Annotated in this window: 11 protein-coding genes and 1 pseudogene; 8 read left to right on the top strand and 4 right to left on the bottom strand. The window is 41.9% G+C overall.

The genetic code is table 11. The features are described from left to right. The first annotated feature begins 117 nt into the window (after positions 1 to 117). A complete protein-coding gene (locus IHE35_RS08270; RefSeq protein WP_242786957.1) occupies positions 118 to 888 on the top strand; it encodes a 3-hydroxyacyl-CoA dehydrogenase in 771 nt (256 codons plus the stop codon). 194 nt (positions 889 to 1,082) lie between these two features. On the opposite strand, the gene IHE35_RS08265 is transcribed toward IHE35_RS08270, so the two are convergent. Then, complete coding sequence (locus tag IHE35_RS08265; RefSeq protein WP_242786956.1) at positions 1,083 to 1,595, bottom strand: pyridoxamine 5'-phosphate oxidase family protein; 513 nt, start codon at positions 1,593 to 1,595, stop codon at positions 1,083 to 1,085. 552 nt (positions 1,596 to 2,147) lie between these two features. Further along, positions 2,148 to 2,303 carry a hypothetical protein gene (locus IHE35_RS08260; protein WP_242786955.1) on the bottom strand — a complete coding sequence of 52 codons (156 nt, stop codon included), beginning with the start codon at positions 2,301 to 2,303 and terminating at the stop codon, positions 2,148 to 2,150. Positions 2,304 to 2,450: 147 nt separating this feature from the next. On the opposite strand from IHE35_RS08260, the gene IHE35_RS08255 reads away from it, so the two are divergent. The 6 genes and pseudogenes from IHE35_RS08255 (at position 2,451) to IHE35_RS08230 (ending at position 7,521) form a co-directional block, all read left to right on the top strand. After that, positions 2,451 to 3,179, top strand: a complete 729-nt coding sequence (locus IHE35_RS08255; RefSeq protein WP_242789980.1) for a HesA/MoeB/ThiF family protein — start codon at positions 2,451 to 2,453, stop codon at positions 3,177 to 3,179. Between the two features lie 57 nt (positions 3,180 to 3,236). Then, positions 3,237 to 4,535: an AarF/UbiB family protein gene (locus tag IHE35_RS08250; protein ID WP_242789979.1), complete on the top strand. Its 1,299-nt coding sequence runs from the start codon at positions 3,237 to 3,239 to the stop codon at positions 4,533 to 4,535. 156 nt (positions 4,536 to 4,691) lie between these two features. Further along, positions 4,692 to 5,072 carry a dihydroneopterin aldolase gene (gene folB, locus IHE35_RS08245; protein ID WP_242786954.1) on the top strand — a complete coding sequence of 127 codons (381 nt, stop codon included), beginning with the start codon at positions 4,692 to 4,694 and terminating at the stop codon, positions 5,070 to 5,072. Beyond that, positions 5,029 to 5,475 carry a 2-amino-4-hydroxy-6-hydroxymethyldihydropteridine diphosphokinase gene (locus IHE35_RS08240; protein ID WP_242786953.1) on the top strand — a complete coding sequence of 149 codons (447 nt, stop codon included), beginning with the start codon at positions 5,029 to 5,031 and terminating at the stop codon, positions 5,473 to 5,475. Before folB ends, IHE35_RS08240 begins: the two co-directional genes overlap by 44 nt. A 113-nt stretch (positions 5,476 to 5,588) precedes the next feature. Next, positions 5,589 to 6,140, top strand: a complete 552-nt coding sequence (locus IHE35_RS08235; protein WP_242786952.1) for a DUF2799 domain-containing protein — start codon at positions 5,589 to 5,591, stop codon at positions 6,138 to 6,140. 679 nt (positions 6,141 to 6,819) lie between these two features. Next, a pseudogene (locus tag IHE35_RS08230) lies at positions 6,820 to 7,521 on the top strand (DUF1003 domain-containing protein). Between the two features lie 90 nt (positions 7,522 to 7,611). Here IHE35_RS08230 and coq7 read toward each other — a convergent pair. Continuing rightward, a complete protein-coding gene (gene coq7 / locus IHE35_RS08225; RefSeq protein ID WP_242786951.1) occupies positions 7,612 to 8,247 on the bottom strand; it encodes a 2-polyprenyl-3-methyl-6-methoxy-1,4-benzoquinone monooxygenase in 636 nt (211 codons plus the stop codon). 3 nt (positions 8,248 to 8,250) lie between these two features. Beyond that, positions 8,251 to 9,567, bottom strand: coding sequence for an MFS transporter (locus IHE35_RS08220; RefSeq protein WP_242786950.1), 1,317 nt, complete (start codon positions 9,565 to 9,567; stop codon positions 8,251 to 8,253). A 176-nt stretch (positions 9,568 to 9,743) separates the two neighbouring features. Between IHE35_RS08220 and IHE35_RS08215 the strand changes: the two genes are divergently transcribed. Then, entirely contained in the window at positions 9,744 to 12,497 is a 2,754-nt protein-coding gene (locus tag IHE35_RS08215) for an autotransporter assembly complex family protein (protein ID WP_242786949.1), read from the top strand. Positions 12,498 to 12,532 lie beyond the last annotated feature (35 nt).

The following is a 12,532-nucleotide window of genomic DNA, read 5'->3' as shown; positions in this document are numbered from 1 at the left end:
TTAAAGTCTAAAAATATATTTTTAGATGATGAGTAAACTGTTGCGGTCACAGTTCGATTTGCTTCCTATTTGGGCAAAGATTAGTCTAAGAAAAATTCAAAATGACATGGAACAGATATGGATATTCAAAACAAAGTCTTTGTAGTGACAGGTGGAGCTTCAGGACTCGGCGCAGCGACATCACGCTATCTGGTTGAGCAAGGTGCTCAAGTGGTGCTGGTCGATATGAATCTGGAACTTGGGCAGAGTCTGGTACAAGAGCTTGGGGAACAGGCACAATTCCAGCAATTAGATGTAACTGATGAAACAGCCGTAGATGAATTTTTTAAGACATTAGAACAGACACATGGGCAACTCAATGGATTGGTAAACTGCGCGGGTATTGCGCCGTCGGCTAAAGTGCTGGGTCGTGACGGGTTGCATGATTTGGCGATGTTTCAGCGTGTGCTGAATATCAATGTCACGGGAACATTTAATATGCTGCGCTATGCTGCGGAGTTAATTTCGAAATATGAATTAAAGCAGGGAGAAGAAGAGCGTGGTGTGATTATCAATACTGCCTCAGTCGCTGCATTTGATGGACAGATTGGTCAGGCTGCTTATTCAGCATCTAAAGGGGCAGTGGTTGCTATGACTTTACCGCTGGCACGTGAACTCGCTAAAAATGCGATTCGTGTCATGACGATTGCTCCGGGAATTATGGAAACGCCAATGCTGAAAGGCTTGCCGCAGAATGTACAGGATTCTCTTGGTCAGATGGTACCGTTTCCTCCACGTTTAGCTAAGCCATCTGAATATGCAAAACTGGTCGGACATATTCTTGAAAATATCTATCTAAATGGTGAGGTGATTCGTCTTGATGGGGCTATCCGGATGGCTGCAAAATAGCCTAAGCTATTTTAAGGCTTTAAGTTGCTATTCAAAGCTCATCTTAGGTTAGTGGTGGGGAATAAAAAGAAATTAAAGCTTTCTTTAAAATGTGAACTTTGAACTTCTACGATTTGAAGATATATATTTACAGTATCCAAAAAATTTAGCCTCTTTGATAAGAGGCTAAATGACAAATAAGTTCGTTTTATTTTTTATAATTCTACTTTTTTATGCTCAGTATCTAGCTCTTCAGGATGACCAGTAATATTGCCTTTTAAGACTTTCAGCAGATGCGTCACTTTATTGTCCTTCACATTCCAGTACTCTGCGCTAACTGCTTTGGCAACAAGCACACGTACACTCGGATCATCCTTGCCGTCAAACCAGTTTTCTGCCCAAGGATTCCATAATTCTTCAATCAGGATACGGTCGGTACTGATTTCGCCATGTGCACTGATAGAAACATAGATATCATCTGATGGTTTGGCGAAGGATAAACCAAGATGCTGACGACCTGCATTAATCGCTTGAACAATGTCATTGGTGTCTTTCATGATGAAATACAGGTTCTGACTTTCATGTATTTTTTCTGAATTAAGCATGGTCATTGGCTGGGAGTGAATTTCCTGAGTTTCAGTCTGATGGCTGATCATGGTGAGACGCACATCTTTAATGAGTTCCCATAATTTTTCACGGTCATTATGTTCTGAATATTGTTCTGTCATATGCTGCTCCGTATTCTTGTTAAACGTTAAATTTAGATAACGTTAAGCAGCTTAATCATATTTAAAGCGGGATGCTGCAACTCTCACTGAACTCGTACATTTGCATACTTAAATGGAGGAGAGGACTACACGAAATATAAGTAGACACGTTTTAGTTACAGCACAGTAAAAATTATCAGATGAATTCGTCAGATAAAAGGCACAGGAGATTCGGAACACGCAAGATCTAAAAATAATGAAAACTTCTTCAATACGATTGTAGTTCTAATTAATTTGCTAATTTTGATATTGCATTGTAATGACAAATAATGGACGTTTTTAAATTTCCTTAAATAAATATCCGATTTTATAATTTTTAAAACATGAGCTATAGATGAGTTGCACTCATCAATTAGAAAGTATTGATTGAATTTATCAAGTGAATGAACAGGAATAGAGATCTGGGTGAAGGATTTAGCCGATTCTATGTAAGACTTACTTTAAGGAGAATGCGATATCTTTGGGGTCAATATAGTGCAGGGATTTAGTTTTCCATTGACCATTGCTGAATCCTTAATACAGCTTATCCTGAACAGATAAATTCAGCACTGTCAGGTCTGCACCAAACACCCCAAGAAAACTGGACAAATATGGCTGTCCAATCATAAACAATAATACCGAGATTATTGTTACAATGATGGCTGCATCCAGAGAAAAATCTAATTTCATTATTCTCAAAATTATTGTTATTCATGAAATTATTAAAATGAATTCTCTCGATGAAATCAATGACAATCTGATCTTTTCTTCCTATCTGATACGGACGGTATAGTGGTAGACGCTTTAAACACTGAATTTGAACTCACCGATGCGGAAATGCATTTGTATGCACGTCAAATCCTATTGGATGGCTGGGACATTGAAGCACAGGAAAAACTGAAATATTCCGATGTCTGTATTGTTGGCTGTGGTGGTATTGGCTGTGCACTCGCAGAGTTGCTCGCCCGTGCAGGTGTAGGAAAGATCACCCTGATTGATCCGGACACAATCGAGATCAGTAACCTACAACGTCAACTTGCATTTACCCCTCAGGATATTGGCTTTTATAAAGCAGAAACGCTGGCGAAACGTCTGCAACAGATTAATCCGCATGTGCAGATTGAATATTATAATCAGGCAATATCTAGCGATAATGCACAAGACCTGATTCAACCTCAGGATCTGGTTCTGGATGGATGTGATCAATTTGAAACCCGTTATCTGGTGAATCAAACCTGTCGACAATTCGATGTGCCATTAATTAGCGCCTCTGCGATTGGTCTACAAGGCCAACTGTTTATGGTGGAAGGCGATTCTGCCTGCTATAACTGCCTGTTCCCACAAGAAGATCAAACTGATACAGCCATGCGCTGTGCGGATTCCGGCGTACTGGCAACAACACCAAATGTCATGGCAAGTCTGCAAGCACATCATGCTTTGCTTTATCTGGGGCTAGGGCAAATGCCATTACGACAAAAACTGTTGTTATGGGATGGCAATAGTATGCAGCAACGTATTCTCAAATTTGAGAAAGATACGAATTGTCCAATTTGTCAGGCAAGATAGAACAGATCAGCCTGAATATTTGTTACACTCGAGAAAATTTGAAATTACCCTGACATGATGAAAAATAATATCTTCCTGGATGGTTTGCGTTCTGTAGCGCGTGTCGGTGAAACCGCCGTCATTGCAGCACGTGCAGGCATCAAGTACGCAACCGAAAAACCAAGTAATGCAAGACTGATGCGTGAAACCTTTGAATCCTTAGGTTCAACATATATCAAATTAGGGCAGTTTATTGCCTCTACGCCATCTTTATTTCCTCGTGAATTTGTCGAGGAATTTCAGGGTTGTCTAGATCAAACCCCAAGCCTGCCATTCAGTTATGTACAGCAGGTGCTAGCATCTGAGTTTGAAGGCCGCAATCTGGATGAAATCTTTGCCTCAATTGAGGAAACACCATTGGCTTCAGCATCTATTGCACAGGTGCATGCTGCCAAACTGGTTTCTGGTGAAGATGTGGTGCTTAAAGTGCAAAAACCGGGTGTAGAAACCATTCTTTATACAGATTTGAATGTACTGCACTGGGCAACCAAGCTGCTTGAGAAAGCTGTGCCAAAAGTGAAATTTGCATCTTTGGCAGATATTGTTGAAGAAATCAAAACACGAATGGTGCGTGAGGTTGATTTTATTGAAGAAGCAAAAAATCTGGATGACTTTGTTAATTATCTGAATGTCACCAATAATCGTGCAGCGACAGCGCCAAAAGTCTATCATCAGTATTCTACCCGTCGTGTACTGACCATGCAGCGTTTGTATGGCGTGTCATTGACTGATTTTGATGTAGTGAAAAAAGTAGCTAAAGATCCTTCTCAGGTGCTGATTACTGCAATGAATACCTGGTTTGGCAGCTTGATGATGTGTGAAAGTTTCCATGCGGACTTGCATGCCGGTAACTTGATGCTGCTAGAAGATGGCCGTGTTGGTTTTATCGACTTTGGGATCGTGGGTCAGCTTAATCCAGAAGTATGGACAGCATGTATGGCCTTTATGGATGCACTACAAAATACCAATTATGAGCTGATGGCAGAAAACATGCTGAAAATGGGCATGACTGCAGTTGCCATTGACACGAAAGTGTTGGCTGCAGATCTTGAGCGTTTATTTAGTGGTGTGATTATGGCAGATCCACAAGAATTGCTGAGTTCCAATCCAAGTGATCTTAATGACGTGATGATGGATATGGTGGCAGTTGGTGAGCGCCATGGTATTCGTTTCCCGCGTGACTTCGCCTTGTTGTTCAAGCAAATGCTGTATTTCGACCGTTTCATGCGTATCCTGGCGCCGTATACCGATATCTATGCGGATCAGCGCTTACAGATGATTCAGACGATTGATCCGAATTTATTGTTGAAGCATTAATTATTAATCTTCGTATTTTCTATAAATAATCCCCCTATGTCCCCTGAGCGAATTTTAAAGCAATGCTTTTAAAATGAAGCGCAAGAAGGGGGATTTTAAAGCTCCTCCCTTTTATAAAGGGAGGTTGGAAGGGATTCTAAACTCCCGAGTAAGAATATGGATTCCATTATTATCGAAGGCTTAAAAGTTGAAACAGTGATTGGCTGTTTTGACTGGGAACGTCAAATTATTCAACCTTTAATGCTGGACTTGGTTATTCAGACAGATTTGGAACAGGCATCTAACTCGGATGCTCTGGCAGATACACTAAATTACGCCGAGATTTGTGAAATTTCTGCACAGGTCATTCAGCAGGCACAGCCAGAATTGATTGAACATGCAGCAAAGTTAGTCCTAAATGCACTTTTTACTACCTTTGCAGCAATTGAATCGATTAAGATTACTATTCGTAAGCCTGCCATTATCGCGCAAGCCAATTCTGTAGGGATATGTCTTGAACGCCACCGAAACGATATTCGCCCTAGCACTGGCGAGTAATTGTCATCCTCAGCAACATTTTCAAGCTGCACAACAACGTATTACCACTTGGGGAGATGTGCAGTTTTCTCCCATTTATATGATTCCGTGTCGTGACGGGATTGGTGAGAATTACTGGAATTCAGCATGTTTATTAAAAGCTGAAATGACGGTTGAAGAAATGCTTCAGCAGCTTAAACAGATGGAAGCCGATTCAGGACGAGTGCGTCCCTCACATCAGATCAGCCTGGATGTAGACCTGATTGCCTGGGGGAGTGATTTAAGTCAGATGCAGTTTAATCCGAAAAAATTACCGCTGGCTTTAGATGTCAAAATTCCAATGCATGAGATCTGGTCACATCCGGGATTTGAATACGACCCCCAATGCCAGTATCCACAGGTTGAACTTAACGCAGCGTTATGAATCCTGATATAAAAGCTTATGAAACATAGGGTTTAAAATTAACAAATAAAATATAAATTGGTATTTCAATAATATTTAATTTTCTAAAGATACAGGCTTCTAGGGGAAGGTTGATGCGTCTGGTATATGCTTTATTGACAGCTTCAGTTTTAATGTTCAGTGGCTGTACCGTGATGACAGTCAAGGAATGTCAGGTGGCTGACTGGCTGGACGTTGGCCAACGTGATGGCACGGCAGGACGTTATAACCGGTTTGCACAATATGAAAAGGCCTGTGCCAAGGGGAATATCCAGCCCAATCAAAGCCTATATGAAGTGGGTTATACCAAAGGACGGTTTGACTATTGTCAGCCTGAAACCATCTTTTATGCCAGTCTAAACGGTGGAGGTTCCTATCAGGTCTGTCCCTATGTTCAACACGCGCAACTAAAGCCTTATCATGATGTTGCCTCACAATATTATCAGGCTAAAAAAGCTAAAGATGAATGGTTTGATGAGCTAGAGCGTTATCAGACTTATCTGCTGGATAATCAATTATCCAAGGAAAACCGGGAGAGTTATATTCGCCGGATACGGGAACTGAAAATTAAACAGGAACGGATGGAATTTAATTATTTTGAGGCAGAGCGTAAGCTGGCACGTTTTCAACGTGAGCATGGCCTGTAGCTCAATTTTTATACATAAAACATAAGAATCAACTTAAACTTATGATTTTAAAAATAAATATATTGATTGTTAGATATCTTTCATAAATCAAAAAATGATCGTTATATTCATATTGAAATGGATATTGAAAGTTCTTTCTCCCTGGGATGAGAAGTGTTACTTCGCAAGAGGATGAGGGGATTTGTTAGAAAAAACCTCTCCCTGAGGAGCATGCTCCGCAAGTCTCCTACAAGGAGAGGGAATTTCCTTTATAGTGATTCAAAAATGATTTATGAAAGAACCCTATTTTTTCTTGTTATAAAAAATAATCAATAATACGGTAATGGCCACTAATATTGCAAAAATTATAACTGTTTCCATAACATAACCTTGATAAATATTTTTATTCTCAGCTTTTAAATTAGTAATAAAATGATGCTAATGACGAGCAACCTTTTCTATTTTACTCGCACTTCCGGAAAAACAAACTGTGTGAAGAAAGTAAAATTAGAACATATATTATCAGTGCTCTTCTTTAAGAAAATGTGACCATCTATGAAGAGATGGGCTTGATACCAGTTTCATCTATAAAAGAATAACAGATCTTAACGTTTATGATTGTTTACTAAAAATTACCCAGGCAAATAATAATCTAGAGCAAATTTATTGAAGTGCTGGCGTGACGATAAAGAGAATAATCATGAAAGATAAAAATGGAACTTATCCGTGCTTAGTATGTGGGGAATATTATCCCTTAAAAAATCTCACCCCGATGGGGACGGTAAGATCAGTGATTACCGAAGAGATTGCTAAAGATATTCCACACTGGTCACCTCAAGATTATATTTGCCAGACAGATTTGGCCAAATATCGCATACAGTATGTTCACTCATTGTTAAAGTCTGAGAAGGGTGAAGTCACTCATCTTGAATATGAAGTGATTAAGAGCATGCGCCATCATGAGCTGATTACCAAAAATGTCGAAGCCTCCCTAGAACAAAAGTGGACTTTCGGTGAACGGCTGGCTGATAAAATTGCTACTTTTGGTGGAAGCTGGTCATTTCTGATCTGTTTTTACCATTTTTATTACCATCTGGATCGGGATGAATACGATGGTTATCGTAACAAAACCGGTTGATCCTTATCCCTTTATTCTTTTGAACTTAATACTTTCCTGTATTGCGGCGATTCAGGCGCCAGTCATTATGATGAGCCAAAATCGGCAAGAAGCCAAAGACAGATTGCGTTCCCAAAATGATTATCAAATTAATCTCAAAGCTGAACTTGAAATTCAGCATTTACATGAAAACTGGATCATCTGCTTCAGCATCAGTGGGAAAGGTTGGCTCAAATTCAGGAAATACAACTTGATTTGCTTTCCGAGATGAATAAGAAGTATTGAGCGTAGGAGGCTGGAATACCTTTATAGTATTTCCTGGAATAAATACGCATAAAAAAGCCCACATTACCGTGGGCTTTTTTAGCTAAGGGCTCAAATATAATAACTGGTCTTGGTCATTAACTTAGAAATACCAGTCATGGCAATTTTGACTGGTAAAGGCAGATCCACACCACCTGCAGCCAGTGCTGTATCACGGTGATGTAATTCATCTTCATTCATCTGTTCCAGAATGCGGCGTGAACGTTCGTCATGCGGTGGTAACTGGCTAATATGATGTTGTAAGTGCAAGCTGACCTGACGTTCTGTTTCAGCAACAAACCCAAGGCTGTATTTGTCGCCAGCAATTCCGGCAATCGCACCCATACCGAAAGAAAGACCGTACCACACCGGATTGAGCAAGCTGGTATGACTCTCTAATTCTTTTAAACGGTCTTCACACCAGGCCAGATGATCCTGTTCCTCAATCGCTGCCTGTTCCATCTCTCGACGTACATTCGGCAGTTTGGCGGTCATGGCCTGACCATGATAGAGCGCCTGTGCACAGACTTCACCACTGTGATTCACCCGCATCAGGCCAGCAACATGACGAGCATCAGAAACTGCTAGTTGGGTTTCCGTATTTTCGGCAGGATTAGTGCGCTGTGCAGAAGTCGTACCTGGAACAAGACTACGTAATGCCTGGTCAAAAGAATGAATGAGCTTGTCGACACCTGTAAATTGACGCATGCATTAATCCTCCAATGATGCTTGTGCAGAGTTGATCATCGGTTTAAGGCGCAGTAATAACCATAGGGTAAATATGCCGCTTAAGACCGCTGTAATACAGAAAAGTATTTTAAGATCAAACTTTAAGACACTTAAAATGATAATCGAAAATATAGCAGAAGATACCATGAAAACTGCATTCAAGATGTTATTTGCTGCAACTACTCGTGCACGATGTGAGCGGGGAGAATGTGCCTGCATCATGGCATACAGCGGAACAATATAAAAACCACCACTAATGCCTAATAAGGTTACGGCAAACATGACATGGTAATAGCTCCAGCCCTGATGGAATACATCTGCCAGACCCAGCAGTTCGCCAGTACGCTCAGGTACAAAGGCCATGCTGACAGCCAGATAAGCAGCAAAGACAGTCAGTCCAACTGCGCCAATCGGCACCATACGGATATTAACTTCAGCCCCACCTAATTTACGGCACAGATAAGATCCCAAACCGATACCGATCGAGAAGAAAGTCAGCAGTAAACTTGCGACATTTTCAGAAGCATGCAGGTTCTGCATGGTCAGTTGTGGAATCTGGGTCAAGTAGGTCGCGCCGTAGAACCAGTACCACGAGTTACCTAATAAAATGGTAAAAACCAAAGGTAAACTTTTCGCATATTTCAGTGTTTGAAAACTGGTACGGAAAAAGTTCCAGTCAATTTGAATATCAGCTGCAGGAATGCTTTGCATTAAAATAAAGCGGCTCGATAAATAACCGATGATTGCAATCACCAATACTGTCAGGCTGATCCAGAGTAAATTACCATCGGATGCTGCAATCACGGCACCCCCTAGAATCATACCAAACAGGATTGCCAGGGAAGTTCCAGATTGAAAGAGTGCATTCCCTGACATCAGTTCATCTTTATGCAGCACTTCTGGCAAAATCGCATATTTAATTGGACCAAAGAACGTTGACTGGGTACCCATCAGGAACAGGGAAAACAGTAGAATCCATAAATTGCCCATCAGGAAACCAATGGTACCGAGAATCATCACCACGATTTCTAGGATCTTTAAATAACGGATCAGTTGGGAACGTTCATATTTATCGGCAATTTGTCCAGCGGTCGCAGAAAAAATAAAATAAGGCAAAATAAAGAGTAATGCAGCAAGATTATTTAAGGTGCTAATGCCCGCACTTTGATGAATCCATCCATAGGTAATGACCAGTAATAATGCCTGTTTAAATACATTATCATTCAACGCCCCGAAGAATTGCGTCAAAAACATGGGTAAAAAACGACGAGAGCCTAACAAATGTTCGTTATTGTTCATATTGGACGTGCTACATTAAGATTTATTAAGAAATGTCAGTGATGCGTGAACATCTTGAAAAATCATGTAAGATACCTTTGACTAGGGAAATGGCAAAATCCTATAGATTCAAGTTTCTTAGCTTATATTTTTCGGTCAAATAATCAATTAAAGAATGTATTTGTTTAGAGTTTGCTATGCCTGCAAAAAGAAAATTTAAAGAAACCATACTGAGTCAGAGTATGAGTCCACTCATACCTGAACATACAGGTAGTCGCCTGTGTATGAGTATTTTCTTGATGATGTTGACCCAACATGGCATGGCACAAACTCCAGAAATGGAAACGCCCGTGGCAGTTTCACAGGCAGAAATGATTGATGAACTGTCTAAGCAGGCAGTTCGACAGGGTGTCGCTAACTCCGAAGACGAAGCCGCCGAGAAAATTGAGCAGGCTTTGCAGCCAGAAAATGAAATAAACAGCCTGGAAATGCTACAGCAGCAGGAACAGCAAGGCGCACAGCTAGATGTATTTAAACCCATCGAGTTTGAAGATCTAGAAGAATTACCGGTGCAATCGATTGATCAGGCGATGGCGGATGAAATTTACCGCGTGGCTGAGCAAGCCAAGCAGGAAGCGCAAAGCTATCGCCAGACCCAGCAGACAGAAATTGTAGTTGCCGATATCAGCCAGCAGGAACTGGTGGAAATCAATCAGGCGCCAGTCAATGTCGATCAGCTGATGCAAAGTATTCAGTCTGACAGCCAGATCATTGTGCAGGCGAATGAGGCAGGTAGTACCTTGCCGGATATTTTTCCACAGCAACTCACGCCAGCAGATGACAAGAAACCGAATATTTTTAAACGGCTCTTTTATAAAATCCGTCCGCCAAGGCAGATCATGACAGCTCGTGTGCCGCGGATTGATGCAGACGTAGTGATACGTAATGGTGAAAGCAGTACCCAAACGAGCAATGGATTAAGTTCGGCTGCACGTAAACAGGCGTATGAAAATCTGGCAGAGAATATTGAAAATAAACTGTCCAGTTTCACCCAGGAATCCTTTAGCGACTTCCCATCCGCATTGCCACAATTACGTAGCCTGTCCAATCAGGCTGCTCAGGCAGTTGGCTTCTATAATGCCGAATTCCGTTTTGAAAAACTTTCTGAGTCACGTGTCAGAGTTCAGGTGACTCCGAATGAGCCGGTCATTATTCAAAGCCAGAACCTGGAATTTACTGGTGCTGGTGCTGAGCAACCACAGTTCCAGGTCATTAGTGTTTTGCCAGATCAGGAAGTGGGTGATGTGTTTAATCATGGTGAATATGAAAAAACCAAGGAGCGTATAGTCGAAGCGGCAAGTAATAACGGCTACTTCGATGCTCACTGGCGACTGCATGATGTCAAGGTGGCACAGCCGCAGAATACAGCAGAGGTAAATCTGCGTTATGAAACTGGCGATCCTTACAAACTCGGACCGGTGACTTTCCGGATGAGTGATCCGGAGGATGAATTCCCGTTAGATCCAGACATCTTGCAAAGTCTGGTGCCATGGGAAGAGGATGCCGATTACCGTTTTTGGCGGGTAAACACACTTGCCAATAACCTGACCAACTCACGATATTTTAACTATACCTTGGTCGATGCGGTGAAACCGGATCCAGTCGAAGCAGAACTTGAACTGCCACCTGATCTGCAGCTGCTGGTTGATCAGCAAAAAATCTCCGAAAGGGCTTTGATTCAAGAGAACAAAGCGGTGACTTCTTCCAGAGAAGTCACGCAGAATGTGGTCGATGAAAGCCAGTTTGCGGGTAGCCGTGAGGAAGAAAGACCGGATTTACGCGCCATGCGTACTGCGCAGGAAACCAAGGCCAGTGAACAGGAGCGTTTAAAAGCACAGGCACGTGAAGAGAAAGAGATTCCGGTGATTGTGACTTTGAATGCTGACAAGAAAAACAGCGCTGAAGTCGGTCTAGGTTATGGAACCGATACCGGGACACGCCTACGTGGTCAGTACCGCCGTGCCATTGTCAACAAGCGTGGACATTCTTTTGATGCCAACCTTGAGCTTTCAGAAATCCGTCAGTCTATTGATGGTCGCTATAATATTCCATATAAACATCCGCTGAATGATTACATCAGTATTGTCGGCGGTTATGAGCGTGAAGAACGTGATGATGTTGCGCAAGGTAATGGACTATTGATCGAATCTGCCGTGATTGGTGCCGATCGTTATATTAAAAATCCACGGGGAAGCTGGCAGCATACCTATGGAGTGCGTTACCGTCTGGATCAATTGACTCAGGATGGCACTGTGAATGCTGATGATATTCCGGATGCATTCCTGGTTAGTACTGCAGAAACCCAAGAGTCTTTATTATTTGGTTATGAAATCGCTCGTACTACCAGCGACCGTCGGGTCAACCCAACCAAAGGCTTTAGACAGACCTATAAGATTGAGCTGGGGAGTGAGGCGCTGTTGTCCGATGCAGACATGGCAATTGCCAATGCTGGCTGGCGCTTTATCTATTCATTAGGTGAAAATGCCGATCATCAGTTTGTCGGTCGTGCCGATGCAGGCTATATTTTTACTGAAGATTTTACCAAAGTGCCCTATAACCTGAGATACTTCACTGGTGGTGACCAAAGTATTCGTGGCTTTGACTATAAGAGCCTGTCACCAGAAATTGATGGTTTTAAAGTGGGTGGACAGGCCCTGGCAACGGGTTCCTTAGAATATAACTATCAGTTTAGGGAAGGCTGGCGTGCGGCAGTATTTGCGGATGCCGGAAATGCCTATGACAAGGACTTTAGTAACCCGACTGAATATGGGGTAGGTCTCGGGGTGCGTTGGGCATCGCCGATTGGTCCGATTCGTATTGATGTGGCCTCAGGTATTTCGGATGATAATCATCCAATTAGGGTGCACTTCTTTATTGGCTCACAGCTATAAAACAAACTGATTAAAAATTTTTAGATATTTGGGAA

The organism is Acinetobacter sp. ASP199, from assembly GCF_022700675.1.
GTDB lineage: Bacteria > Pseudomonadota > Gammaproteobacteria > Pseudomonadales > Moraxellaceae > Acinetobacter.
Note: the sequence above shows the minus strand (reverse complement) of the source record. Positions and strands in the feature narration are given on the sequence as shown.